A 26,126-nucleotide genomic window follows, 5' to 3' on the forward strand; every position below is an offset into this window, starting at 1 on the left:
AACCGGCAGCAAATAGGGAGGAACAGAAAATGGCATTCAAAATGAAAAAGTGGCCTTTAGCAGTAGGTGTTTTATCGGCTACGCTTTTATTTTCAACCGCATGTTCAAACGAAAGCGCATCTGGTAATAAAAAAAGCGGCGGAGATCAAGTAGTAGTAGATGTATTTCAAGGAAAAGTAGAAATTGCAGACCAGCTAAAAGCTCTAACTGATCAATATACGAAAGAACATCCAAACGTAAAGTTTAATATCCAAACGGTTGGTGGAGGAGCTGACGGTGCAGCAGCTTTAAAAGCGCAGTTTGCGTCGGGAAATGCACCTGACCTTTTCACAAACGGCGGATATCAAGAGGCGAAAACGTGGAAAAATAAATTAGAAGATTTATCGGATCAGCCTTGGATTGATGACGCATACGAAAACACACTTACACCAATTACGATGGACGGTAAAGTATATGGACAGCCGATCAGTCTCGAAGGCTATGGATTTACATATAACAAAAAACTGTTCAAAAAAGCAGGCATTAAAGAACTTCCAAAAACATATTCAGAATTAGAAGCAGCGGCTAAAAAGCTAAAAGCTGCCGGCATTACGCCATTTTCTATCGGCTACGGCGAGTGGTGGGTGCTTGGAAACCACGGCTTAAACATTCCATTTGCCAGTCAAAAAGATCCGGATGCATTTATTAAAGGATTAAATGACGGCAGTACGAAAATTGCAGGAAACGAGCAGTTCAAACAGTATGTAAAGCTGCTTGATTTAACAGTGAAATATGGAAACAAAAATCCGTTAACGACGGACTACAACACGCAAGTAACGAAATTTGCGACCGGTGAAGCAGCGATGATTCAGCAAGGAAACTGGATTCAGCCAATGCTTGATAAAATTACGCCGAACATGGATGTAGGTATTCTACCTATGCCGTTAAGCGATGATGCAGCTGTATCTGACAAGCTTGCAATCGACGTTCCAAGCAACTGGGTTATTCACAAACAAGCACCAGCGGCAGATAAAAAAGCGGCAAAAGACTTCTTAAACTGGATGGTTACATCTAAAGAAGGTCAAAAAGCGCTAGTAGAAGACTTCAAGTACATTCCAGCCTTTAAGTCAATTGAAGCAAAAGACATCGGACCTTTAGGTGAAGAGCTTCTTAAATATTCAAAGGATCAAAAAACGCTTCCTTGGGAGTGGACAAAATTCCCTGAAGGCGTAACGCAAAAATTTGGAGCGGATGTACAAGAATACATCGGCGGCCAAACATCTGAAGATGAGCTGTTAAAATCACTAGATAAAAGATGGGCTGAGTTGAAGTAATTGAAAAGACAACATAACTGTATCTATATAAAAAATAAAAGGCGGCAGAATCTATGGGTTCTGCCGCTTTCTGTGTTATCACTTAACTTCTTGGCCAAAGCATAACCGCTACGCCAATCAGACACACAAGTCCGCCAATCCAATCGTATGTATCGGGCATTTTTTTATCAACCCACCACGCCCAAAACAGGCTTAAAACAATAAAAATACCGCCGTAAGCTGCATATACACGTCCAAAGTCGGGGAACGACTGCCACGTAGCAATAACGCCGTACAGCACCAAAGCAATACCGCCCAGAAGCCCTAACCAGCTCGAAGCTCCTTCGCGCAGCCACTGCCAAATCAGATAGCCTCCGCCAATTTCAGCAAGGCCCGCTAAGATAAAAAGAAAAATTGCTTTAATCATAACCTATACTCCTTATATCATCATTTCGTCTCTTTATTCTATCTTACTTTTTTCATTTGATGAACTTTTCGTTTGCTTTAAATAAGTACACTGGAAAGCATTCCTTTATCAATTTGTCTTCAAACCTGCTAAACTATTAATAGTATGAGTTTATATAAAATGTTTGTACGAGTACAAAGAGCTATGTAATGACTGCTGCTCAGCGTACTTTTACAAGTAGAAGTTAGCAGGAAATAGACTATCTAAAAGAATAAGACGTTTAACAGTATAAAAAAGTAAAAAGAATGCAGATATAGGGGTTTGGTAAAATGAGTTTAGATCATAAAGTGATACGCATTGAGCTGCCTACACCATTTCCAATTGGACCAGTGAATGTGTTTTTATTAAAAGCAGACAAGTTAACGTTAATTGATGCAGGTATGAAAACAAAAGAAGCGTGGGACGTTTTTGAAGAGGCACTACGTAAAGAAGGATATAAAGTAACAGATATTGAACAAGTTATTCTGACTCATCAGCATCCGGATCACACTGGATTTTTAGAATGGCTGCCGAGTGATATACCTGTTTACGGTCATAAGCTTGTGGAGCCTTGGATTTACCAAGATGAAGAGTTTGTTCAGCAGCATAATGAGTTATATCGTAATTTTCTTATGGAGTTTGGAGTTAGTGATGATGTAATGGGAAAATGGCTTCGTAAAGCAACGGCTGCAATTCAAGTATATTCACCTAAAGGTCAGAAGCTAACGGGTTATTTAAAAGAAGGAGATACACTTCCGTATGCGAGTGAGTGGGAAGTGATTGAAGCACCGGGACATTCTTTGAGTCAGCTAATGTTTTACAATCGCAAAGAAAAGGTCGCGTTTGGCGGAGATCATATTTTGCCAAAAGTCCCGTCAAACCCGTATTTAGAACCAACCATTCAAAACCCTAAGCCAACGCCGCTATTGGACTACTTGGCGTCTCTTGAAAAAACGTTGAACTACGACATTGATTTGATTTATAGCGGACATGGTGAACCGCTTAGTGACATTCATTCTTTAATTATGGAACGTATTCAAAAGCAGCATAAATGGGCGCTGCGCGTGTTACAAGCGATGGGGAAAGGAAAGAAAACAACGCTTGAAGTCAGCGCTGCTTTTTTTCCGGATATGTATCAAAAAGCACCTGACTTTATTTTCTCAGAAGTGTACGGCCAGCTTACGTATTTAAAGAAAGAAGGCTACGTTGAATTAACAAAAAATGAAGAAGGCGTCTTGCTGTGGGAAGCTACACGCGTGCTTGCTCATCAGTCATAACATAACAAAACCAGCTTCTTTACAGAAGCTGGTTTCCTTTTGCTTATAGTGAATGCAAGCGCTCAATGCGTTTTTCAAGCGGCGGGTGAGTAGAAAATAAGCGTGAGAATTTTTCTTTACCGCTAATTTTAAAAGCGGCAATTGATTTTTGACGGTCATCTACTAATGAAGTAGTATGACGAAGCGATTCTAACGCATAAATCATTTTTTCCTTGCCGCCGAGTTTAGCAGCAAGCTCATCGGCTTTGAATTCCCGTCTTCTTGAATGCCAGAAAATAATTGGGCTGCTTAAGATACTAAAGAGAATCTCAAATACAATCGATGTAAGGAAATAGACAACCATCGCAAACTCTTCTCGCACAAAGTTTGACACCGCTTTGGCTACTAAACGAGAGAAGAAAATAACGAATGTGTTTAATACTCCTTGCAGTAGCGTAGTTGTGACCATATCACCGCTTTTAATATGCGCTATTTCATGAGCGATAACGCCGCTGATGGCATCGCGGTCCATTCGTTCAAGCATTCCGCTTGAAACGGCAACAAGCGAGCGTCTTTTACTTGGCCCCGTTGCAAACGCGTTAACTTCCGCTGAATGATAAATTCCGACCTGAGGCATTTTTCTTAATCCTGCCACAGATGCAAGTCGGTGAGTTTCTTCTAAAACAAATCGTTCATATTCACCTTGAGGGGAACGTTCATCAATAACTTGAACACCCATCATCCACTTTGCCATTAAGCGTGACATCATAAGAGAAATAATCGCGCCGCTGAAGCCGGCAATGACGCTAAATGCCAGCAGGCCGCCGTAACCGCTGCTTCCCATATAGCTTTGAACACCTAATAAAGATGTAATCGTTGTGATTGTGATTAATACTAAAATATTAACGAAAATAAACAGTGAAATTCGTTTTAGCACAAGTCTTCCTCCTTTAACTAATACGTGCATGATAGGTATACGGTTAGTAGAGAGGAAAGGTTTCATTTATTTATTCAAATTTACTAAAAAGATTACTATGGTTAAGTGGTTTAATAAAAAAAGTAAATAAATGGTTGAATACTTACCATAAATAGGTTATTATGAGTGATGTAAAGCTATCTTGTCTTGCAAGGTAGCTTTACTTTAAAAATGTATCTTGTATAACAAGATAGTGAAAAGGAAGAAATCGATATGTCTTTGAGAAGTCAATTGTTAAAAGGAATTTTAGAAGGGTGTATCTTATCAATCATTCAAAAAGAAACGGTTTATGGCTATGAGCTATCCCAGAAGCTTCAACAATATGGATTAAATGATGTGAGTGAAGGTTCGATTTACCCAATTTTACTACGTCTTCAAAAGGAGGGATTAATAAAGGGAGAAATGAAAGCATCGCCTTCGGGTCCTAAACGAAAGTACTATCATCTTACGGCATCTGGTGAGAGCGCATTATGTGAAATCCAAGAGGAATGGATCAACATTCAAAACCCTGTAAATAAATTGTTGAATAGGAGTTTTTACGATGAACGCTAAGGAATTAATTAAATTAAATAATAAGAAGCGAAAAGAGCTGACCAAGGAAAATGAAGAGTACTATGATAATATGCTTGTTTACATTCGAACGAGTGTGTCAGTTTCTGAACAGCAGGCTGAAGAGTTATTGATGGAGCTTTTAGATCACCTTATTGATGCACAAGCGGAAGGGAAGCGTGCTGAAGAGGTGTTTGGAGAGAACCTTAAGACGTACTGTGATGAAATGATTAAACAGTTACCTAAAGAACCCTTAAAAAGCACTGCTTTTTTTATAAGCTTTTTATTGTTACAGCTAGCAAGCTTGATGGCTATAGTAAGCGGGATAGGAAATATCGTTGTACATTATGTTAAGGATAGCAGCCAGACTGTTTATATCGGAACAGCAATCGTCACTTTTGTTATTGTTGCAGCTATTATTTCTCTTGATGTTTTTCTGCTTTTAAAATGGATACAAAAATCTGTTTACAAAATTACGAATAAGATTAAGGACTTTTTTCTACTCTTTGTCTTAATTTTTATTTCTCTTGCAGGGATGGTTTTTTTACCAAAGCTTATTCCACCTTTTGGCTATGTAATAGAAGGTGGAGGCTTCTTATATTTAGCTGCTGGTGCCGTAACACTCATCGTTTTAAGGTGGTTAAATAGTAAATATCAAATTACAAAATGAGATATAGGAAGCGGCAAAATGTATTGTTTAGTCTATAATCAAGAGCATTTTTTAAGAAATTTCATAATTTACGTCTATCTTGGGACAAGGCGTACTAAAATAATAAAAAAAGGTGTTCAACTCATGAACACCTTTTTGGTAAACATATTTAAAGATTACTAGTCAATAACTTCATGACGTTTAAAAATTAACCTTAGGCTCTGTACCTAACTTAATGCGTTTAAAGTTCTTTATGTGCTTCCACGTAATGAAAATAAAAATAATAGCTGCAAATACCATTAATATTACATCACCTACATAGATTGATGCTAAAAAGGCAACCAATGCGCCAATAGGTGAAGATAAGGATACGTATTTAGAAATTTTGAGAGAAATTAAAAAAGCAAGAATCCCTAGAATGAAAGCTAATGGTGAAAATGCAAGGAATACACCAGCGGCAGTCGCTACAGATTTTCCTCCTTTAAACTTTGCAAAAATCGGATAACTATGTCCGAGAATAGCGATAAACCCAGGGACAAGCATATGCAAGTGACTATTCATCATAAGCGGTAAACAGACAGCTAGCGAGCCTTTTGCTATATCGCCGATCAATACTATAATACCTGCTTTCTTTCCTAAAGTACGAAAGGTGTTAGTGGCTCCTAAGTTACCGCTTCCGTGCTTGCGAACATCGGTTTTGTAAAAGCCCTTTCCAATCACTAAAGCAAAAGGAATTGACCCAATTAAATAAGCTAATAAGATAATTATAGCGTTTGTTAATACGTTCATTATTGGCACCTCAAATTGTGTTGTTAGTATTCATTAAAATATACATGCGGTAAAAGCAGTCTTTTGTATGGCTAAAGGCTTCTAGTTTTTTCGGTGGAGTTTTTGTAAATTCGATTGACTTTCTAGTGGGACAACCCAATGCTTTTTAGTATGTTAAGATATTTTTGAACTTTTAAACCTTAATACGTATTAGTATAGATTGATATGTCTATTATAAATATGTAAAAAGAAGAACAGAGGAGAAACGAAAAGGCAAAAACAAAAAACTTGTAATACAATTTTAAAAATATAACATAAATATTTAAAGGTTAAAAGATATTTTGGGTATATTGTAGTAGAAAAAAGCGTTTTGATCATTTTTTTATGAAAAACAAGACAAAAAAATTAACAAATCAAAAAAAATATAATAAAATGTAAAACAGTGTTTCGAAATATTAACTTCTTAAAGTTGAAAGGGGTTCTGCACTTGTTGTGGACAGATATCAAAGAACGAGAAGTAGTTATGTACAAAAACTGCCAGGCGAAAATTTTAGAAAAAAAGGTGCCGAATAAAATAGTCGTTCGAAATCTAGAATTCCCGGAAAAAGGCGATTGGATATCAGCCGAGCTTGATTTTGAGGCTGTTGAAAAATTTGAGAAGAGTCGAGAACACTAATACTAAAAACATTTTATAATACTTTTATTTGGTATAGAAGAAAAAGCCGAGCTTACATTTTGAGTTCGGCTTTTTTGTTGATGTTTACTTCGTTCTCTTTACGAAGACCTCCTCGTTATTACATGTAAAACGACCCTTTTCTTCTCATTCATTTTTCACTATTAAACTATTTCTACATAAAAACTTATTTTCATTCGGGACTATAAGCTTATTTTTAACGCGCGTATTTTTGCCACTTTTTTCATATACAAACGTTCAGAAACAAAACTTCTGTGCATACATTGAAGACAAAGGGGGAGGATACAATGGGAAAAGCAAGTCGTATATTGAAATGGGTCAGCGGAGGATTGGAGGCCCTTTGGGGGATTCCACTTCTAGGTGGCACCTTGGTTATAAGCCTAGCCTATACGCCGCTTATTCTAATGCTTGCATTGCATATCGTAGGTTTAGTATTTGCGATTAAAACAAACAAAGTTCGGACAGGGCATATCATGGGAATTGTCTGTTCAGCTATCGCGTGGATTCCGGTTGTCGGCATGATCATGCATATTTTAACGGCTATTTTTTTACTGATAGAAGCAGCCAAAGATAACGAGCCGTCTGAAGACGCAGCATAAAAGAAGAGCCGCCTGATTTTTAGGTGGTTTTTTGTATTTATTAACAAAGACCTGTATGCTCTCTTGTTTTGGAAAATCCTTTTTATGTTAGAATATTAGAAGTATTTTCCAAAAAAAGGGGGTAAACACAATAGATAAAGCAAATCAAAAGAAGAACAGATTTCTTGCCGCAGGAGTTATATTAGCCGCTCTTGTAAGCTTTATATTTTTACTATGGAGTATAGGCTGGGTAATTCCAAATGCAATGAGTGTCAGCGGCTATAAAGGTAAAGAAACGTTTATTGATTTAAATGTGTTTAACGGAAATCAAGCAGAATTTGAAAGATACTAGTTTACTAGAAAGGTAAGAGATGGAGGAAAAAATAATGCCTACTTATAACAAGCTAGTGCGAGATAAAATTCCTACGATTATTGAACAAAGCGGAAAAACCTTCAAATCACGCGTGCTGCAGCGAGAGGAATATCAAAATGAGCTGATAAAAAAAGCAAAAGAAGAGCTTCGAGAATACATAGAAGCCCCAACGCATCAAGAGGCCATTGAAGAACTCGCAGATTTACTGGAAGTGATGCACGCGCTAGCAGCTGTGCACGGAGCAACGCCAGAGCAGCTGGAGAAAGTGCGTGAGGAGAAGGCCAAGGAGCGCGGGAAGTTTGATGATCGGATTTATTTAGTGGAAACAGAGGAAGCGTAGTTTGGTGGTCCAATAGTGGAGGGAGTGAGCGTTGGAAGGTGAGTTTTAATTTAAAAGTAGGAGAAATAAAAAAAGCTTATTTAACAGAACAAGAAATTTGGAAGGTCATTAATCAATTTTTCGCTAATGGTCACTTTACCACAACCTATAAATACGGTTTACTGAAGGCTTTAATTGAAAACCTATATAACGTTGACAATCAGTTAGTCCTCACGTTTGATCAAGTGTATTTTTCATTTGCTAAAATATATTGGAATTTGGTTATTCATCATGATTTAAATCAATTAAATACGTCCAATAGACAAGCTGGAATTCAAAAAGAGTTAAAGGAATTTCAGTTAATGCATGGTGTCCCCAATAAAGTAGTATTTGATCGTTTGCCAAGTAATCTTCAATTGCAGTTAGTAGAAAGAACTAAAAAAGTGGGGGCAAGGTATGTAGTAGGGGCGTTATACGGAGATATGGAAGGTTCTATTTATGAGTTTGATAAAAGAACAGAATACATAAAGTTTAATAGCAGTATGTATATTTTTTTACAAAAATATAGACAAATTGTTACTCATTTAACCAATTATCATTTGGCAAAATTTTTAGAAAAGCATAATGACAAAAATAAGTTGGAAGATGTCTTGTTGAAAGTGGAAAATATATCAAAACGCGAATCGCTGCATGCATTCTATAATATACTTTGGAAATATGAAACAAAAGAATGTTTTTATTGTGGGAAAGTTCTTTCTGCTAAACGCATCGCTACGCATGTAGATCATTTTATTCCATGGAGTTATATCCAATCAGATAATATGTGGAATTTGGTGTTAAGCTGTCAAAGTTGCAACACAAAAAAGAGCAATAAACTTGCTAAGAGCTTATACCTTGAGAAGATGTTTGTTCGTAATGAGAATCTTAAATTAACAGCAGTTCACAATGATTTTAACTATTATTCGGAGCGTAAGTTAGAATCTCTTTATAAGTATGCTGGAATGAATGGATACGTAGAAAACTGGTCTCCTTAAACCCGAGTATTTCTCTTTTCATCTCAGTTACAAAATCCCCTCTTGAAATTTTGTTCACCAAACAAGTAAACTAAAGACATAAGTTTGGTAAAATTGGGATAAGAAATTCACGAGGTAAGGGAGAACAAGTCGATGGAGATGGATCAAGAGAAATTTAATAAGGTGATTGAAGCGGCAAGGATGTATTATATTCTTGATTATAATCAAAGTGAAATTGCAAAAAAGCTTGGTGTATCAAGGCCTACGGTTTCTCGATTGCTGCAGACAGCAAAAGAAGAAGGCATTGTTCAAATTAAAATTGTGGATTCATCTATCAATAGTGAAAAATTGTCTTCTCAGCTTGAACATAAATTCAATCTAAAAAAAGCAATCGTCACACCGGTGCCTCAATATGAAAATCACATTATTAAAAGTCATCTAGGCGTGGCAGCGGCTGACTATCTCTATGACATCGTAAAAGATGGAGATATTATTGGGGTGACGTGGGGAACAACTCTTTATCAAGTGGCCATCGATTTAAAACAAAAGTATGTGAATGACGTGCAGGTTGTGCAGTTAAAAGGCGGAGTAAGCCATTCGGAAACGAGCACATATGCTTCTGAAATTATGTACTTATTTGGAAAGGCATACAACACGCCTCCTATGCATCTTCCTCTGCCTGTGATTGTCGATCATGTGGTAGTCAAAAAAGCAATGGAAACGGACCGTCATATTAAGCGCATTTTAGATTTAGGCAAGCAAGCCAACATTGCCGTCTTTACTACGGGACCCATTAAAACCGATTCGCTGCTTTTTCAGCTTGGCTACTTTTCCGAACAAGATGTAGAGATGATTTCCTCCCGAGCAGTAGGAGACATTTGTTCACGTTTTTTTGATAAAGATGGACAAATTTGCAATGAAAGCCTGGACGAACGGACGCTTGGACTTGATTTGGAAGAGCTGAAGAAGAAAGAGTACGCCATTTTAGTAGCCGGCGGAGATCAGAAAATCGACAGCATTTACGGAGCGCTGCAAGGGAAATTTGCAAATGTGCTCGTTACGGATCAGTTCACGGCGCGCTTTTTATTAGATAAACAAGAGTAAAGGAGATGAAGACGCTGTTTTTTCAAGAGCAAAAGCTTCATCGGGTTGAAATAGTAGAAGATATTGTATCTTATTCTGCGTCATCTCTGCAGGCACAGCGAAACCGGTATCCTTTTCAAGGGGACGTTTCAAAAGACGGAGTGATTGCCAAAGGAACCACGGGCTATATCATTAAGGAATTGAACGATTTACGCCGCCTGATCAGCCATACGTATTAATTCCTTATAAAAAGGTAAAGAATAAGTACCGAATCATGTTGTCATTTGTGATAAAAGCTGAAAAATAAGGGAAGACTTCCGAGTGCGGAAGTCTTTTTTTATTCACTAAAACAGCAGCTATAAATATTTTTGAACAAATGTAAATATATCTGTTTACAATTGTTCAAAGCTATTATATAGTAAGGGTGTAAGTTGTTGAAAACGTTTTAGTGGATGCACAATATGCAGATACTTTTAGGGGGAAAACGTCATGAGAATGGTTGACTTAATTGAAAAAAAACGTAATGGACATGAATTAAATAAAGCAGAAATCGATTTTATTATCGAAGGTTATACAAAAGGGGATTTACCTGATTATCAGCTATCGGCATTTGCGATGGCGATTTACTTTCAAGGAATGACGCAGGAAGAACGCGTAAATTTAACGCAAGCAATGGTTGAATCAGGAGATCAAATCGACTTATCAAAAATTGAAGGTATTAAAGTAGACAAACACAGCACAGGCGGCGTAGGTGATACAACAACACTTGTATTAGGACCTTTAGTAGCTGCGGTTGATGTACCGGTTGCTAAAATGTCTGGCCGCGGCTTAGGACATACTGGCGGTACGATTGATAAACTTGAAGCAGTGCCTGGCTTCCACGTTGAAATTACAAACGAAGAATTTATTCGTTTAGTAAATACAAATAAAATTGCCGTTATCGGTCAAAGCGGAGACTTAACGCCAGCGGATAAAAAGCTTTATGCGCTTCGTGATGTAACAGCAACAGTTGATTCGATTCCGTTAATTGCAAGCTCAATTATGAGTAAGAAAATTGCAGCTGGAGCAGATGCTATTTGCTTGGATGTAAAAACGGGGAACGGCGCATTTATGAAAAAGCTTGAAGACGCTGAAGAATTAGCAAAAGCAATGGTTGAAATCGGAAAAGGCGTAGGCCGAAACACAAAAGCAATCATCTCAGATATGAGCCAGCCTCTAGGATTTGCGGTTGGTAATGCGCTTGAAGTGAAAGAAGCTATCGACACGTTAAAAGGCGAAGGTCCTGAAGATTTAACAGAGCTTTGCTTAACATTAGGAAGTCACATGGTTGTACTTGCTGAAAAAGCAAGCAGCTTAGATGAAGCGCGTGCAATGCTTCAAGAAGTAATTAAAAACGGAAAAGCATTAGAATCGTTCAAAACATTCTTAAGCGCACAAGGCGGAGACGCTTCTGTGGCAGACGATCCTTCTAAATTACCGGATGCAGCGCACAAAATTGAAGTGCCAGCAAAAGAAGATGGCTACATTTCAGAAATCGTTGCAGAAAAAATCGGCGTAGCGGCAATGAAGCTAGGTGCAGGACGTGCAACAAAAGAATCTGAAATCGACTTAGCAGTTGGTATTATGTTAAATAAAAAAGTTGGCGACCAAGTGAAAAAAGGCGACTCTCTTGTTACCATCCACAGCAATAGTGAAGATGTACAGGAAGTAATGGATATCGTTTATGATTCTTACAGCACGGTCGCTGAAAAAGTGGAAGCTCCAACGTTAATTTATAAAGAAATTCATTAAGAGACAGAGAGGAAGAACAAAATGAGTCAAAACATTACGGGTATTATTGATCATACATTATTAAAAGCAGATGCAACAGAAGAGCAAGTTACGGTTTTAGCACAAGAAGCAAAAGAATATTCATTCGCTTCAGTTTGCGTAAATCCAACGTGGGTAAAAAAAGCAGCTGAATTATTAAAAGATGCTCCAGAAGTAAAAGTGTGTACGGTAATTGGCTTTCCTCTTGGAGCTACGACTTCAGCAGTAAAAGCATTTGAAACAACAAATGCAATCGAAAATGGTGCAGATGAAGTAGATATGGTAATCAATATCGGCGCGTTAAAAGATAAAAATTATGACTTAGTGCAAAGCGACATTCAAGCAGTAGTCGATGCTGCAAAAGGCAAAGCGCTAGTAAAAGTAATTATTGAAACGGCTCTTTTAACAGACGAAGAAAAAGCAACAGTTTCTGAGCTAGCTGTAAAAGCTGGAGCTGATTTTGTTAAAACGTCAACAGGCTTCTCTACAGGAGGCGCAACGGTAGAAGACGTAGCGCTTATGAGAAAAACGGTTGGACCAGATGTAGGTGTAAAAGCTTCTGGCGGCGTTCGCGGCTTAGAAGATGCAAAAGCAATGATTGAAGCTGGTGCAACACGTATTGGTGCAAGCTCTGGCGTATCAATTGCAAAAGGTCAATTAAGCAACTCTGATTATTAATAAATGACAGCAGGTTAGTACTAGCTAACCTGCTGTAAACTAAGCAAAGGATGATGACGGTGGAGCCAAAACAATTAATAGATGAAGCAATTGCAGCAAGCAAACAAGCACATGTACCGTATTCTCATTTTCATGTTGGTGCAGCTCTTTTAACAACTGATGGGAAGATTTATCGTGGATGTAATATTGAAAACGCTTCCTATGGATTGACGAACTGCGCTGAGCGAACGGCTATTTTTAAAGCTGTTTCAGAAGGGGACAAGCAGTTTTCAGCTATCGCAGTTGTAGGAGATACGGACGGCCCAATTTCTCCTTGCGGCGCATGCAGACAAGTATTAGCTGAGTTCTGTGATGATCACACACAAATTATCTTAGCAAACTTAAAAGGAGATTTTGTGATTACCAACATCAACGAAATCTTACCGGGCTATTTTTCATCAAAAGACTTACAAAAATAAGTAAGCAGTGGAGGATACTATGAAATATTTAATTGGCATCTTAGGATTACTCGTTGTCTTTGGATTAGCATATCTTGCAAGTAATAACCGTAAAGAAATCAAATACAAACCAATCGTTATTATGGTTGTGATTCAAGTTCTTTTATCAGCTTTACTTCTAAACACGAAGTTTGGCTTGATTATTATCAATGCGATTGCCAGCGTTTTCGGAAAGCTGCTTTCATACGCAAATGAAGGAGTAGAGTTCGTATTTGGCGGAATCGCGAATAAAGGATCAATGCCGTTTTTCTTAAACGTGCTGCTTCCTATCGTTTTTATCTCTGTCTTGATTGGGATTTTACAGCACTTTAAAATTCTTCCGTTCATTATGAAATGGATTGGCTTAGTTCTCAGCAAGATTAACGGAATGGGAAAATTAGAGTCTTATAACGCAGTAGCTTCTGCGATTGTAGGTCAGTCAGAAGTATTTATTACTGTTAAAAAGCAACTAGACAAACTGCCGCCAAACCGTTTATATACGCTTTGTGCATCAGCTATGTCGACTGTTTCAATGTCAATTGTCGGTGCTTATATGACAATGATTGAACCAAAATATGTAGTAACAGCAATTGTGATTAACTTATTTGGTGGATTTATTATTTCTTCTATCATTAACCCTTACACAGTAACGGATCAAGAAGATATTTTAGAAGTACAAACTGGTCATAAACAAACGTTCTTCGAAATGCTTGGCGAATACATTATGGATGGATTTAAAGTAGCGATTATCGTAGGTGCGATGTTGATTGGTTTCGTTGCGCTGATGGCTGCGATTGATAACGTGTTTGAAATGTTATTTGGTCTATCGTTCCAGCATCTGCTTGGCTATGTGTTTGCACCGTTTGCATTCATCATGGGTGTTCCTGCTTCAGAAGTTGTGGCAGCGGGTGGAATTATGGCAACAAAACTTGTAACAAATGAATTTGTGGCAATGATGAGCCTGTCGGATATGGCTTCAACATTCAGTGCTAAAACGCTTGGAATTGTATCTGTATTCTTAGTATCATTTGCTAACTTCTCATCAATTGGAATCGTGTCAGGAGCTGTTAAAGGCTTAAGCGAAAAGCAAGGAAATACAGTAGCGCGCTTTGGTCTTCGTTTACTGTACGGAGCTACGCTTGTAAGCGTACTGTCAGCGATTGTTGTCAGCTTCATTTTATAAGTGTAATAGAAACAGAAAGAAAAGCAGTTTCCTTTTTAAAAGGAAGTGCTTTTTCTTTTTTACATGTAAACCATAGCTCCGCGCATCCTAAAGAAAAACATCGACACAGAGGAGGACAAGAAAAGCTGGGGGCTTTTCTTACTGAAAAATGGATCAAATTGGACTGTTGCTGTCAGGTGCAGCTTTATTTTTAAATGGACTGATGCTGCTTGGAAAAGCAGATGAAAAAAATGTAGGCGTATTTAACTTATTTGTTGGAGCTTTTCAAGTTATTGTTCCGTTTTATTTAATTATTACGTCAGATCAAAGCAACTGGATTTTATATGAAAGAACGGCAATCTTTTTATTTGGCCTTACGTATTTATATGTAGGCGTGACAGTATTAAAAGGAATGCAGGGAACAGGGCTTGGCTATTACTCACTTTGGGTATCGATTATCGCTTTAGTATACGTTACGGTTTCTCTTGTTCACTATCATGACGTCGTAAACGCTATTACATGGATTCTTTGGTCGTTTTTATGGTTTTTATTTTACGTGCTTAACACGAGCAAAAAAGATGTATCTGCATATGTGGGGAAAGTGGCGATTGTCCAGTCGTGGGTGACCTTAACAATTCCAGCGCTGTTTTCACTAACAGGTGTATGGGGAAATAAAGATATGTACAATATGTGGGGAATCGTGCTGGTAGCTTCCATCATTTATTTTGTATATCTAGGATACCGACTATTCTTTTCTCAGCCGCAAAAAATGATTTTAAAATAAGCATTTACAAAAAATAGATAATAATGGTAAGATGTTAGAAATTAAATGCCGTGAAGAGAAAAGTAGACAGCATGTATTCTTAGCAGAGAGCTCCGGAAGCTGAAAAGGAGCAAGAAAAACGCTGTTGAAGCAAGCCTCTGAGCAGCGCATTGGATCTAACGTGATAGTGCGACGGCTGCTTCCGTTACAAAGCTAGAGTATAAGCGCAAGCCGTACTCGATAAGGTTTATATGGCGACATATGAACAAACTAGGGTGGCACCGCGATTCAAAATCTCGCCCCTAAGACACATGTCTTGGGGGTGGGATTTTTTTATTGGCAAAAATCAATAATGGAGCGGAGGCCTTTCTTTTATGAAAAATAAGCTGTTGTCTTGGAAATACCCGTGTTTATTGCTGTTTGGAATTGGCACTAGTAATATTGGCGACTGGATTTATTTGATCGCTTTAAATGTAACGATGCTTGATATGACGAATTCGCCGCTTGCGGTTTCGGGGCTATACATGATAAAGCCGCTTGCTGCGCTGTGTACAAATATATGGTCTGGAAGCTTAATTGATCGGATGAACAAACGGAAGCTTATGATATTTTTGGATTGGATGCGTGCCGGGATTATTGCGTGCCTTCCGTTTTTCTCATCCATACTGATCATTTATGTGCTGGTATTTATCATTAGTATGGCAAGTTCGATGTTTCGTCCGGCATCGATGGTCTATATCACAAAGCTTATTCCAACTGAAAAGCGAAAAAGATTTAATTCACTGCGCAGTTTGATTGACTCAGGAGGCTTTCTTCTTGGTCCGGCCGCAGCCGGTGCGTTATTTATGATTGGAACGCCTGCGTTTGCCATTTATGCCAATGCTGCAGCGCTGGTATTGTCAGGGGTGGTTACTTTGTTTATGCCGAACCTGGATACAAAAACAGAAGTTAAAGAAAATAAGCTCTCTGTAAATACCATTCGAGAAGATTGGAAAGTGGTGTTTCACTTCAGTAGAGCCAACAGATACATTATCACCATTTATGTATTATTCAGCTTCTTAATGGTCATGGCCACGGCAATTGATTCTCTTGAAGTTTCATTTGCAACAAATGTCATTCATTTGTCCGAAAGCGAATACGGATTTTTATTAAGCGTAGCAGGCGCTGGCATTATGATTGGCGCAGTTGTGAATACACTGTTTGCTAAGAAGCTGGCGACGAACTTTCTAATAGGCGCCGGCAGTGTAGGAGTGTCGCTTGGCTATTTGCTGTATGCGAGTTCTTCTTCTTTTCAAACCATGGGCACAGGATTTTTTAGCTTATCCTTTGCGTTAGCTTTTGCAAGTGCAGGTTTTCAAACCTTTTATCAAAACAGCATTCCCGTTGACATGATGGGGCGAGTAGGAAGCATATATGGCCTGCTTGAGTCACTGCTGATCATTATCATGACTTTTTTATGCGGCATGGCTGCGCACATCTTTTCGATTCAAGGAGCTGTAATTGGTGGAAGTCTGATCATGCTTTTAAGTACGGTTGTATTGTTGTTGTGCACGTTAAAGCCGGCGTTTTATAAAATAAGTTTAGTCAAAAAACAAGGAATCTAACGCATAGGTACTAATGGACAAATAAGTTAAGAAGCCGATAACAAGAAATGAATACAGAATAAAGGATGGAAAAGCCTAGTGAAAATGAAAGATGCGTTAAAGAAAAAAGGAATGTTTGTTAAAAAATTATCGAATCAAGGTGAATTCTTCCGGAAGCGGTGGGAGAATGAATTTGCAGATGCTTTAAGCGCATCGCAAAAAAGGACAATTTATATGGATGAATTTTTGTGGCATGCGTTTAGCTATGAAAAGCTCCCTTGCTTGCAAGGGGAACAAGCGGTTCAAGCGTTTGAGCACCAAGTTAAGAACGACTGTTATTTGTTGTTTGAATATGATGAACGAGTGCTGCAGCTATCTAAATGTAAGCATTTAACAAGCACTGATTTAAGTGGGAATACAAACATGTATTTAGAAGATTTATATGTGGTTGATAAAGATTTTACGTGGACTTATGTGATTACCCATGAAAGCTCATGTGGACCTTACTTTTACCGAACATAATAAAGATAGAGCCTGCCGTGTTTATTAATACGGCATTTTTTGTTATAAAAAAACATCTTATTAATTAAAAGTAATTATAGTAATTAAATGGTTTTTTTGTCTGAAATTATTGGGTATTTATTACTAACTATTATCCATCTCTCTCCTATATCTATATTACCATTTGGTTTTTTTTCAAAAAATAGGATATGAAATTAATTTTTTGTATGCTAAGGTAATTACTGCTAGTAAGCTTGTCTTACAAAATTTGTTTTGAAAAAGGAGGTTTTTATATGAAGTGGTATTTACATGTACTAAAAAATTATGCAACGTTTCAAGGAAGAGCAACACGTAAAGAGTATTGGATGTTTGTCTTATTTAATTTTATTATATGGTGTGTGCTTTCAGCTATTGAACTTATAACAGATATGCCTCCGTTTTTGCGTATAGTTTATCTTGTTGCAGTCTTTATTCCATCTCTTGCTGTGACGGCACGCCGACTGCATGACATAGGAAGAAGCGGTTGGTGGCAGCTCATTAGTATTATTCCGATTGCCGGAGCTATTTGTCTATTAATTCTTCTTTGTCTACGAAGTGAGTCGCAGTTAAACCGATTTGATGTACCTAATAAAGTTGCGTAGGACTTAAACGGTTAGGTAGTTTAATTTAATAAACAAAGAGAGGGTTTAAAAATGTACTGGTATATAAAAGCGTTAAAAAATTACGCGACGTTTCAAGGAAGAGCAACGCGTACGGAATATTGGATGTTTACATTATTTGCTTATATCTTTATGATTATTCCATATATCTTGGTTTTTATCGATTCACTTTCGGTATTTGGAGTTATTTTAGTATTACTTTACGGAGCAGCAATGATTCTGCCTTCACTTGCAGTCACTGTTCGCCGACTGCATGATACAGGAAGAAGCGGCTGGTGGTATTTAATTAACTTTGTTCCAGTTATCGGAGGCATTTGGCTGCTCATCTTACTTTGTCAAAGAAGCGAAGTAATAGCCAATATTTACGACACAGACACGCAGGCGTCTTAATCAGAGTAGTTTATTAGTTTAAAAAGTGAGTAAACTATACGTGCGAATTGTATCTAAATTAAAAAGAGGTTGGGACAAAAGTAATTTAGTTGAAGGGAAATCCGAACTAATTGAGATTCTTGATGGAGAATCCAATTAGTTCGGATTTTTTCATAGTGTGATGGTGAACGTAAATTTTATGTGTATAGGTTCTTCTAGCAGTTGATTGGAGCGCAAGCGACGAGGAGGCTCATCGGACGCCCGCGGAAAGCGAAGCCTTGCACGGAAATCAACGGCGGTGTCATAAGCGGTTCAGCTCATGTATCTCATTTGTTCGTCTTTAGGTTGGATTCATTTCGTTATGTCCTGGCCTCTTTTTTCATTTTCCCACACGCTGCTGGGAATTTCTTTTCGAAGAACAGGTGCAATATCACGTGCAAAACGCTCTAGCTGTTCGCGCTGCTCTGCTTCGCTTAGACCGTCTACGCTGATGCTCAGCACTTCGTTTCCATAAGCATGGTGATAGTCTATTATTTTTTCAATGATTTGCTCTGGGCTTCCTACTAAAGCAGGGCCGTGTTGAACGATGTCTTCTAGTGACGTGAATGGCGATTGATTATGCTTCGCTGCTTCTGTATTGCTAAATGCGTTATAGTATGGACGATAGCGGCGAATCGCTTCTTCCGTTGTATCAGAAATATATAGGCTGCTAGCCCCCGAACCGATGATGGCCTTGCGTGGGTCATGGCCATAATAAGCAAAACGTTCCCGGTAGTGGTCAATCAGCGCTTTATATTTAGCCTGAGGGTGAAAGGAATTGGATGAAAATAGCGGCTCTCCATATTTAGCTGCCAGTTCTGTAGACAGCGTGCTTGACGCGCTTCCATGCCAAACGGGAATAGAAGGCTGAAACGGCCGAGGCTGAGTCGTAACGTTAGTTAAAGGCGGACGATAACGGCCGCTCCACGTGACATTTTCTTCTGTCCAAAGCTGTTTTAAAAGAGCGTATCTTTCAGCAAGAGACTCCCATTGTTCTTCTTCTGTAATGCCAAAAAGCGGATAATGACGGGGATCATTGCCTTTTCCAATAATCAGTTCAAGACGTCCACCCGACAGGTGATCAAGCGTTGCGTAATCTTCAGCTACTCGTACAGGATCTAAAATGCTTAGAACGGTAACGGTAGTAAGAAGACGAATGTGCGACGTTTTAGCAGCGATTGCACTTAAAACAACGGGAGGAGAAGAAGACAAAAAAGGAGCTCCGTGTCTTTCGCCGACTCCGTAAGCATCAAAACCTAATTTTTCTGCCAGCACTGCTTGATTTAACACATGCTGAAACTTTTCTTGAGCAGTTAATGTTTCTCCAGTAACCGGGTTCTGGATATTTTGAATAAGACTAAATAAAGCAAATTTCATACGTTTTACCTCCAAAAGATAAAATGCTGGACGACAATAAAAAAAGCAAACGTACACATATTGTCGTGTCCATTTGCCTCCAGTTGACTGGTAGATATGTAGTTTTATTGTTTTATTAGTTGTATCTTAAGCGGTAAACACTGAGCTGTCAAGATAATCTTTTTTCTAAAACCTACTTGATTTATCGGTTAACTAGTATTATGATGTGAATAATCTTACACGAATAAGCCCACTGGTTAACCAGAGGCTCTTGATGAAGCAGATACTTTATCAAGAGCCTCTTTTTATTACATAATAGAGGGATTCAGGGGAGGAACGCATGAAAAAATATTGGCTGTTTTTACTTTCAATTGTAGTAGCTGTGAGCGTGGCAGGATGCGGAACAAACGCATCTTCAAGTGCAGGAGAAAAGAAAGAAAAAGATGTTCAAACGATTGTTGTTGGAACGGGCACTCAGTTTCCTAACATTTGCTTTATTGATGATAAAGGCAAACTGACCGGCTATGATGTAGAAGTAGTAAGAGCGATCGACAAAGAGTTAAAGGATTATAAATTTGAATTTAAAACAATGGAATTTTCAAATCTGCTTCTTAGCTTAGAAAGCAATAAGATTGATATGATTGCTCATAACATGGCTCAGAACGCTGAGCGAAAGAAAAAGTTTTTATTTAATGATGAAACATATAATTATTCTCCGCTTTATGTAACAGTTCCTAAAACTCGAAATGATATTCATTCATTAAAGGATTTAGAAGGGAAAAAAATGATTGTAGGAGCTACAAGCAATGCGGCTGTCTATCTAGACAAATACAATAAAAAACACGGTAATAAAATCGATGTAGTTTACGCCGGTCAAGGTGCGGATGATGCTACCACTCAATTAAAAACAGGCCGAGCAGATGCTACGCTTGCGACGCCATTTTCTATCGACTTTAGCAATCAAGCGCTGAAATTTCAGCAAAAAACGGTTGGAGATATTGTGATTAATTCAAAAGTGTATTTTATGTTTAACAAAAAAGACGAAAAGTTAAAGTCGGAAGTTGATCAGGCGATTAAAAAGCTGAAAAAAGACGGTACGTTAAAAAAACTCAGCACAAAATGGCTAGGAAAAGACTATACCGTGCAAAATTGACTATAGCAAAAAAGCAGCTGCCCATACAGCTGCTTTTTTGTATGATATAAATCCAATAGATAGAAGAAACGATCTGCAAAGAAAACAAAAAGTAGTGTATAGTAGAGCTATAAGTACTATAAAAGCAGGACCGCAGTAGGAGGCAATTCATTGATTACGGATTTACAGCGCGGAGATTTCTTTCAAAAAGGACATCGTTATCGCAGAAAACAAATTCATAAGCTTTATAAAGGACAGGAACAAAGCGAAATATCAACGCCAAAAGCGCATCCATATATTTTTATTTTCACAAAAGAAAGCGGAAGTGAATACGGAACGGGACACGGATGGAATAAAGATAAAACCGCTTTTTTCTATACGGGAGAAGGCCAAAGAGGATCCATGCAGCTCATTAAAGGCAATAAAGCGCTTCGTGAACATTTTTTATCAGAAAAAGCCGTTTATTTGTTTCACTACGTGGAGCCGGGAGTGGTCGAGTTTGTTGATGAAGTGACGTATATCAATCATCAACTAGAAATTATGTGGGACTCAGACGGAGAGCTTCGTGAAGCGATTATTTTTGAACTTGAGCGAAATCCCGTGATTGAGGAAAAAGCAGCAAAGTTGGATGTTTCACTTTATTCGACTGAACAGCTTCGTCATATGGCGTTAGGGAAAGAAAAAAAGACAAGTGTTTATGAGCAAACGGCAGCTCTTAAACAATATGTTCACAAACGCGCAGCTGGTATTTGTGAAGCCTGCGGAGAAAACGCGCCGTTTATCGCAAAAGATGGAAGCTCCTTTTTGCAAATGTACTATCTTTCAAAGCTATCAGAGAGCGGACTCGCTAAGCCAATGGACGCTGCAGCACTATGTCCCAACTGTCATAGCCGTCTACGCTACGGGAAAGATAGGGAAGTATATAAAGAAGAGCTGATTACTAAAATTAATGAAAAAGAAGCAGGAAAGAAAAATGAGTAATATCGTCTTTTTTCATTTTATAAAAAACCGTCTCTAGGCAGGGCAGCTGCCGAGGCGGTTTTTTGTATGTAGAATGACTTCAAAAAATAAAGACAATAAAGCGTATAAAAATAATAAAAAAACAGATAATGAAAAACTGAAGCTTTCGTTTAGAAAATAGTAAAAGCTGGGGTGATGTGCTGTGGGAGACAAGTATGACTGCGTCATTATAGGTGGAGGAATTGCAGGACTTCAAGCCGCAATTCAGCTGGGAAGATATAAACGCAGTGTATTGGTTATTGATTCAAACGACGGACGTTCCAATCTCTGCAAAAATTATCAAAATATATTGGGATGGCCTGAGGGAATAAGCGGGCAAACTCTAAGAGAAACGGGAAGGCAGCAAGCAAAAAGCTACGGCATTCAATTTGCAGAAGAGCGTGTCCTTCAGTGTGAAAAAGAAATAGATGGGTTTAATGTCATCACAAACTCTGCGAACTACGAAGCAGCTACTTTACTGTTTGCGACCGGAGTCGTAGACCGGATTCCTTCTGAACTTCAGCAAGAGCTATATCCTTGTATGGGAACAACCGTATATGTATGTCCCGACTGCGATGGATATGAAGTAAATAATAGAAGGGTATTAGTACTAGGGTCAGGAAAAACAGGAGCCAGTTTATCTCTTACGTTAACATATTGGACAAATAACATTATGTACATTAATCACGACAAAAAAGAAATTGGACCTTTAGCAGATACCTTGATGCAAAAGGGAATTACCTATAAAGAAGCGGCAATAAAAAAAGTCATAGCTGAAGCAGAAATGTTAAAAGGCGTCATCCTCGAAAACAATGAATTTATTTATGGAGAGAGAGGTTTTTTAGCGTTCGGAGGAAATAAAGTTCGAACAGAGTTAGCGCATGAGCTCGGAGCAGAGCTTCTAGAAAATCAGCACATTATCGTAAATCCGCGTACAAAAGAAACAAATGTTTCAAACGTGTGGGCAGCAGGAGACATTGTGGCTCATTCTGAACAAGTTACGGTAGCGATGGGAGAAGGTTTACAAGCCGCTATTTGGATACACAAACGCTTGTTAGAGCTTTATGAAAAATAATTGTTTTTTTTATAAAAAAAGTTAAGATTGCATGTTTTGTTTCCTTTTTGTTAGGGAACTGGAAATAAAAGAGAGATAAAAAATGATTAAAAATGAGGAGAAGGAGTGGCAAAAAAGTGGTATATAGTCAAGCAGTAAGAAAACCTGAGTTTCAACAAGCGGAATCGGAAGGGTTAAATGAAGCCATTCACGAGTACATAACTCGTCGTACACGTCACAATGCACCGGTTGTGGATGCGCTTCGATATATTATGACCATTGAACATAAACATGAACGCATGCAGGTAGCAGCAGAACTGTTTGGAACAGCTATCCAGCGTGTAAAAGATCAAGATATTATTCAATATCTAAAAAAGTGCGGAAGCTACAAAAGAATTTCTGATACGACGGAATAAAACCGTTTTCTTTGAAAAAGCGCCTTGAATGGAAAGGGGCTTTTTTTGTTTGCTCCATTTAAAAGCAAGGAGAAATACATAGAATTCTTCCAGTTTGTGCATAGTAAATGAAGCAGAATTAATTGAGGAAGAGACAGAGTTTTGTATCTGATTACGTGAATGAACGTTAAAGTAGAATACAACCTTCACTTGTACAGATGCCGACTTTTGAATAAATAGAGCTCTATGTATCTCTAGCAGGAGGTTTAGTTTATGAGTCAAGAAATACCCTTAAGTTCAAGTGAAATTGCTACTCTTTGGATGACCTATCAGCAAAAGACAATGATTCGAAGGATTTTAGAATATTTTATTGTTCAGGCAGAAGATGACAAGGCGAAAGAAATTATGCAAGATACGCATATGCAAGTGGTGAACTATATTGAAGATATCAAAACGATTCTAAAAAATGAAGGGGCAGCCATACCGGTAGGATACACGGAAAAAGACGTAAATGTCGGTGTTCCTAAGCTTTATGATAAAATGTTTGATATTATGTTTCTTCGCCTTTTAAAAGAAATTAGCATGGGGCTACATACGCTTCATTTAACCATGTCCTACAGAAAAGACATGATCTCTCTATATAAAGAGCTTACCGCTTTCACGCAAAGTGGCTATGACAAATGTGTAGATTATCTTCAGGAAAAAAACGTGCTTCCAAGGCCTCCAGCTGTTTCAGTACCTAAAACAGTGAAGTTTGCTGAAGGCACAGATTACATGAATGGAATCCATTTATTTTCGAGTAAACGGGCATTAAATACTGTAGAGGTAGCACATATTTATTATGCAATTGAAAGCAACATTTTTGGTATGCAAATGATCACGGGGTTTGCTCAAGTAGCAAATGAACCTGAAGTGAAGAAGTATTTTGTAAAAGGAAAAGAGCTGGCTAAAAAAGTTGTAAGTGATTATAGTAAAATTCTTCTGGAGAGTGATATTCAGACGCCTGCGACGTGGGGTGCGAAAGCGACCGAGTCAAAAGTAGCACCTTTTTCGGATAAACTAATGATGTACTGCGTGAGTTTATTTTGCAGTTTTGGACTAGGAAGCAACGCTTTAGGCACTGCGTTTAGTTTGCGTGGAGATCTTCCTCTTACACTTGTCAGTACGGCCAAAGACATTTTAACATACGGGCAAGACGGGGGGAAAATCATGGCCAAAAACGGATGGCTTGAGGAACCGCCAAGTATGGAAGACCGAAATGATTTGATTAAATAGAAAAAGCATAATGCATGAAGAAAACTTCTTTTTTTAAAGAAGTTTTTTCTTTTGGATAAAAAAATGCCGTTATTTGTTCATTTAACGGTTTGTTTTTTGAATAAAAAGGATACATAAACTATAAATTTACAATTATATGATAAAAAAGGAGGATGTTGCAGATGAAATGGTACATAAAGGTGTTAAAAAATTACGGGGTATTTTCTGGTCGAGCAAGCCGAACTGAATACTGGATGTTTGTGTTAGTTAACTTTGTTATTTCATTTATTTTGTCTTTGATACAGTTCATTATTGATAAGCCTCTTTTTCTGCCTGTAATCTACTCGTTATTGATTGCAGTCCCTTCGTTAGCGGTAGGAGCAAGAAGGCTCCACGATACGGGAAAAAGCGGATGGTGGCAGCTCATTACATTGGTTCCACTCATTGGAGGTATTTGGCTAATTGTTTTATTCTGCCAGCCTAGCGATCCAAAAGAGAATCGTTTTGGTACAACGGCCAAAGCAGCATAAATAGAACTCCCCCTTATATAAGGGGGAGTTTTTTAGTGCATAGGTTCTACTATAGTTCCATCATAAGCAGATTGGTAAATAGCTCGTATGTCTTTTTCATGAAGAGGCAAAGGACTGCGAGCGAGAATTCGTTTTTGCTGGACACCATCTTCTGTCAACTTTTGAAGGGCATTTTCTGGAATTTCAAATCCGCGAAGAGTCTGAGGAATTCCGACGTCTTTGACAAGTGACTGCAGTTGTTTTACACACTGATAAGAAGCTTTCTCTTCTGATAAAGAAGTAGCGTTTCCGCCTAGTGCTTCAAAAATATCCCGCATCTTTGTCACGCAGCTGCTGCGGATATAGCCCATAACGTATGGAAGCAGTATGGCATTTGATTCACCGTGAGAAATGTGAAACTGTCCGCCTAACGGATATGCAAGTGCATGAACCCCAGCAACACCGGCGTTAAAAAAAGCAAGACCTGCTAAATAGCTTCCGTAGCTCATCTGAGTTCGCGCTTCTTTATCTTTGCCATCTTCTACAGCTGCTCTTAAAGAAGAGCTGATCATGCGTATAGCCTTTAGGGCTAAGGCGTCCGTTGCTGGATTTGCATTCACCGATACATAAGCCTCAACGGCATGAGTTAATGCATCAATCCCTGTAGCCGCCGGTACTTTAGAAGGAACGCTCAGCGTAAGCTCGGGATCTACAATCGCGGCGTCCGCAAGCAAATGATCATGGGTCACAACGTCTTTGCTGCTTTCAAGAGATAATACAGAAATATTCGTTACTTCTGAGCCTGTGCCGGAAGTAGTGGGAATTAAAATTTTTGGAAGTCCTTTTTCCGTAATTTGTTTCGTGCCAGTTAAGTTTAAGTATTCTTCTACAGCTCCGTCATGAACGGCTAAAACGGCCGTAAGTTTTGCTAAATCTAATGCGCTCCCCCCGCCAACTCCAATGACTAAATCAAATTTTCGGCTTTTTGCGTAAGATACGAGTTTTTCACCAAGCGCTAAAGGCGGCTCTGGTGCCGTATCTGCATATACATCTACTTCGTATCCATTTTGGATAAGAGGAGCACTCACTTTATCTACAAGTCCAATGTCTTTTAACACGGGATCTGTGACGATTAAAATATGAGCAGGGTGATATTTTTTTACTTCCGGAAGCAGTTGTTGAAGTGATCCCCATCCTGTGTAACTGAGAGGGGTGAAAACTAGTTTTGACACAGTCATTCTTTCGTCCTCCTGTAGGTACTGTTTTGGTGGCGATTTCAAAGATGTGGTTTTGCTTCTACGTATATTATAATGAAGTATCGTAAATTTTTCATTGAATGCAAATTAGCTGTCACGAAAAAAATGAGCTTTACTTGATAGAGGCAAAGGATGGG

At 38.4% G+C, this 26,126-nt stretch carries 30 protein-coding genes and 1 other annotated feature; of the genes, 25 read left to right on the forward strand and 5 right to left on the reverse strand.

Going from position 1 to position 26,126, the window contains the following annotated elements:
- The first annotated feature begins 29 nt into the window (after nt 1-29).
- Entirely contained in the window at nt 30-1,313 is a 1,284-nt protein-coding gene (locus tag ACOZIR_RS10460) for an ABC transporter substrate-binding protein (protein WP_045292271.1), read from the forward strand.
- Nucleotides 1,314-1,395: 82 nt separating this feature from the next.
- Here ACOZIR_RS10460 and ACOZIR_RS10465 read toward each other — a convergent pair whose 3' ends face one another.
- Nucleotides 1,396-1,719 (reverse strand): YnfA family protein, encoded by a 324-nt coding sequence (locus ACOZIR_RS10465; RefSeq protein WP_014459650.1) that lies wholly within the window; start codon nt 1,717-1,719, stop codon nt 1,396-1,398.
- Between the two features lie 308 nt (nt 1,720-2,027).
- On the opposite strand from ACOZIR_RS10465, the gene ACOZIR_RS10470 reads away from it, so the two are divergent.
- Nucleotides 2,028-3,014, forward strand: a complete 987-nt coding sequence (locus tag ACOZIR_RS10470; RefSeq protein WP_045292269.1) for an MBL fold metallo-hydrolase — start codon at nt 2,028-2,030, stop codon at nt 3,012-3,014.
- A 43-nt stretch (nt 3,015-3,057) separates the two neighbouring features.
- On the opposite strand, the gene htpX is transcribed toward ACOZIR_RS10470, so the two are convergent.
- Nucleotides 3,058-3,930 carry a protease HtpX gene (htpX, locus tag ACOZIR_RS10475; RefSeq protein ID WP_045292267.1) on the reverse strand — a complete coding sequence of 291 codons (873 nt, stop codon included), beginning with the start codon at nt 3,928-3,930 and terminating at the stop codon, nt 3,058-3,060.
- Nucleotides 3,931-4,182: 252 nt separating this feature from the next.
- On the opposite strand from htpX, the gene ACOZIR_RS10480 reads away from it, so the two are divergent.
- Both ACOZIR_RS10480 and ACOZIR_RS10485 read left to right on the forward strand, forming a co-directional pair.
- On the forward strand, nt 4,183-4,521 hold the full coding sequence (locus ACOZIR_RS10480; protein ID WP_028408974.1) for a PadR family transcriptional regulator: 339 nt from the start codon (nt 4,183-4,185) through the stop codon (nt 4,519-4,521).
- Entirely contained in the window at nt 4,511-5,188 is a 678-nt protein-coding gene (locus tag ACOZIR_RS10485; protein WP_045292264.1) for a DUF1129 family protein, read from the forward strand. Before ACOZIR_RS10480 ends, ACOZIR_RS10485 begins: the two co-directional genes overlap by 11 nt.
- A 180-nt stretch (nt 5,189-5,368) precedes the next feature.
- On the opposite strand, the gene plsY is transcribed toward ACOZIR_RS10485, so the two are convergent.
- Complete coding sequence (gene plsY / locus ACOZIR_RS10490; protein WP_045292261.1) at nt 5,369-5,956, reverse strand: glycerol-3-phosphate 1-O-acyltransferase PlsY; 588 nt, start codon at nt 5,954-5,956, stop codon at nt 5,369-5,371.
- 466 nt (nt 5,957-6,422) lie between these two features.
- Here plsY and ACOZIR_RS10495 point away from each other — a divergent pair, with 466 nt between their 5' ends.
- The 15 genes from ACOZIR_RS10495 to ACOZIR_RS10565 all read left to right on the forward strand — a co-directional run bounded on the left by ACOZIR_RS10495 (nt 6,423) and on the right by ACOZIR_RS10565 (nt 18,016).
- On the forward strand, nt 6,423-6,611 hold the full coding sequence (locus tag ACOZIR_RS10495) for a hypothetical protein (RefSeq protein WP_225049418.1): 189 nt from the start codon (nt 6,423-6,425) through the stop codon (nt 6,609-6,611).
- A 305-nt stretch (nt 6,612-6,916) separates the two neighbouring features.
- Complete coding sequence (locus ACOZIR_RS10500) at nt 6,917-7,228, forward strand: hypothetical protein (protein ID WP_013057484.1); 312 nt, start codon at nt 6,917-6,919, stop codon at nt 7,226-7,228.
- Nucleotides 7,229-7,593: 365 nt separating this feature from the next.
- Nucleotides 7,594-7,920 carry a nucleoside triphosphate pyrophosphohydrolase gene (locus ACOZIR_RS10505; protein WP_045292260.1) on the forward strand — a complete coding sequence of 109 codons (327 nt, stop codon included), beginning with the start codon at nt 7,594-7,596 and terminating at the stop codon, nt 7,918-7,920.
- Between the two features lie 38 nt (nt 7,921-7,958).
- On the forward strand, nt 7,959-8,933 hold the full coding sequence (locus ACOZIR_RS10510) for an HNH endonuclease (RefSeq protein WP_045292259.1): 975 nt from the start codon (nt 7,959-7,961) through the stop codon (nt 8,931-8,933).
- 132 nt (nt 8,934-9,065) lie between these two features.
- Complete coding sequence (locus tag ACOZIR_RS10515) at nt 9,066-10,016, forward strand: sugar-binding transcriptional regulator (protein ID WP_045292257.1); 951 nt, start codon at nt 9,066-9,068, stop codon at nt 10,014-10,016.
- 5 nt (nt 10,017-10,021) lie between these two features.
- Nucleotides 10,022-10,234, forward strand: a complete 213-nt coding sequence (locus ACOZIR_RS10520) for a hypothetical protein (protein ID WP_237758449.1) — start codon at nt 10,022-10,024, stop codon at nt 10,232-10,234.
- A 250-nt stretch (nt 10,235-10,484) separates the two neighbouring features.
- Nucleotides 10,485-11,786 carry a pyrimidine-nucleoside phosphorylase gene (locus ACOZIR_RS10525; protein WP_016764541.1) on the forward strand — a complete coding sequence of 434 codons (1,302 nt, stop codon included), beginning with the start codon at nt 10,485-10,487 and terminating at the stop codon, nt 11,784-11,786.
- Between the two features lie 21 nt (nt 11,787-11,807).
- Nucleotides 11,808-12,482: a deoxyribose-phosphate aldolase gene (gene deoC / locus ACOZIR_RS10530; protein ID WP_045292255.1), complete on the forward strand. Its 675-nt coding sequence runs from the start codon at nt 11,808-11,810 to the stop codon at nt 12,480-12,482.
- 59 nt (nt 12,483-12,541) lie between these two features.
- The gene (locus ACOZIR_RS10535) at nt 12,542-12,940 is read left to right on the forward strand and encodes a cytidine deaminase (RefSeq protein ID WP_013057475.1); all 399 of its coding nucleotides are present in this window, start codon (nt 12,542-12,544) and stop codon (nt 12,938-12,940) included.
- Nucleotides 12,941-12,959: 19 nt separating this feature from the next.
- The gene (locus ACOZIR_RS10540) at nt 12,960-14,141 is read left to right on the forward strand and encodes a NupC/NupG family nucleoside CNT transporter (RefSeq protein WP_028408959.1); all 1,182 of its coding nucleotides are present in this window, start codon (nt 12,960-12,962) and stop codon (nt 14,139-14,141) included.
- Between the two features lie 148 nt (nt 14,142-14,289).
- On the forward strand, nt 14,290-14,904 hold the full coding sequence (locus tag ACOZIR_RS10545; RefSeq protein WP_025751370.1) for an AmiS/UreI family transporter: 615 nt from the start codon (nt 14,290-14,292) through the stop codon (nt 14,902-14,904).
- A gap of 41 nt (nt 14,905-14,945) precedes the next feature.
- Nucleotides 14,946-15,190: a binding site (T-box leader), on the forward strand.
- 67 nt (nt 15,191-15,257) lie between these two features.
- Nucleotides 15,258-16,487: an MFS transporter gene (locus ACOZIR_RS10550; RefSeq protein ID WP_421535567.1), complete on the forward strand. Its 1,230-nt coding sequence runs from the start codon at nt 15,258-15,260 to the stop codon at nt 16,485-16,487.
- Nucleotides 16,488-16,571: 84 nt separating this feature from the next.
- On the forward strand, nt 16,572-16,988 hold the full coding sequence (locus ACOZIR_RS10555; protein WP_328120558.1) for a DUF4275 family protein: 417 nt from the start codon (nt 16,572-16,574) through the stop codon (nt 16,986-16,988).
- Nucleotides 16,989-17,260: 272 nt separating this feature from the next.
- Complete coding sequence (locus ACOZIR_RS10560) at nt 17,261-17,608, forward strand: DUF805 domain-containing protein (protein ID WP_028408956.1); 348 nt, start codon at nt 17,261-17,263, stop codon at nt 17,606-17,608.
- Between the two features lie 51 nt (nt 17,609-17,659).
- Nucleotides 17,660-18,016, forward strand: a complete 357-nt coding sequence (locus ACOZIR_RS10565) for a DUF805 domain-containing protein (RefSeq protein ID WP_328120528.1) — start codon at nt 17,660-17,662, stop codon at nt 18,014-18,016.
- Between the two features lie 330 nt (nt 18,017-18,346).
- On the opposite strand, the gene ACOZIR_RS10570 is transcribed toward ACOZIR_RS10565, so the two are convergent.
- A complete protein-coding gene (locus tag ACOZIR_RS10570; protein WP_045292246.1) occupies nt 18,347-19,411 on the reverse strand; it encodes an LLM class flavin-dependent oxidoreductase in 1,065 nt (354 codons plus the stop codon).
- Between the two features lie 319 nt (nt 19,412-19,730).
- On the opposite strand from ACOZIR_RS10570, the gene ACOZIR_RS10575 reads away from it, so the two are divergent.
- From ACOZIR_RS10575 to ACOZIR_RS10600, 6 genes are all read left to right on the forward strand, one after another.
- Complete coding sequence (locus tag ACOZIR_RS10575; RefSeq protein ID WP_045292244.1) at nt 19,731-20,543, forward strand: amino acid ABC transporter substrate-binding protein; 813 nt, start codon at nt 19,731-19,733, stop codon at nt 20,541-20,543.
- Nucleotides 20,544-20,693: 150 nt separating this feature from the next.
- On the forward strand, nt 20,694-21,503 hold the full coding sequence (locus ACOZIR_RS10580) for a hypothetical protein (protein ID WP_045292243.1): 810 nt from the start codon (nt 20,694-20,696) through the stop codon (nt 21,501-21,503).
- A gap of 181 nt (nt 21,504-21,684) precedes the next feature.
- Nucleotides 21,685-22,596, forward strand: coding sequence for an NAD(P)/FAD-dependent oxidoreductase (locus ACOZIR_RS10585; protein WP_045292241.1), 912 nt, complete (start codon nt 21,685-21,687; stop codon nt 22,594-22,596).
- A 116-nt stretch (nt 22,597-22,712) separates the two neighbouring features.
- Nucleotides 22,713-22,991: a hypothetical protein gene (locus ACOZIR_RS10590; RefSeq protein ID WP_028412968.1), complete on the forward strand. Its 279-nt coding sequence runs from the start codon at nt 22,713-22,715 to the stop codon at nt 22,989-22,991.
- Nucleotides 22,992-23,243: 252 nt separating this feature from the next.
- Entirely contained in the window at nt 23,244-24,245 is a 1,002-nt protein-coding gene (locus ACOZIR_RS10595; protein WP_045292238.1) for a DUF3231 family protein, read from the forward strand.
- Nucleotides 24,246-24,406: 161 nt separating this feature from the next.
- Nucleotides 24,407-24,754 carry a DUF805 domain-containing protein gene (locus ACOZIR_RS10600; RefSeq protein ID WP_045292237.1) on the forward strand — a complete coding sequence of 116 codons (348 nt, stop codon included), beginning with the start codon at nt 24,407-24,409 and terminating at the stop codon, nt 24,752-24,754.
- Between the two features lie 32 nt (nt 24,755-24,786).
- Here ACOZIR_RS10600 and ACOZIR_RS10605 read toward each other — a convergent pair whose 3' ends face one another.
- Entirely contained in the window at nt 24,787-25,971 is a 1,185-nt protein-coding gene (locus ACOZIR_RS10605) for an iron-containing alcohol dehydrogenase (protein WP_421535568.1), read from the reverse strand.
- Between the last annotated feature and the right edge of the window lie 155 nt (nt 25,972-26,126).

It is taken from the genome of Priestia sp. D3YE.R1 (assembly GCF_049199565.1).
Lineage (GTDB): Bacteria > Bacillota > Bacilli > Bacillales > Bacillaceae_H > Priestia > Priestia aryabhattai.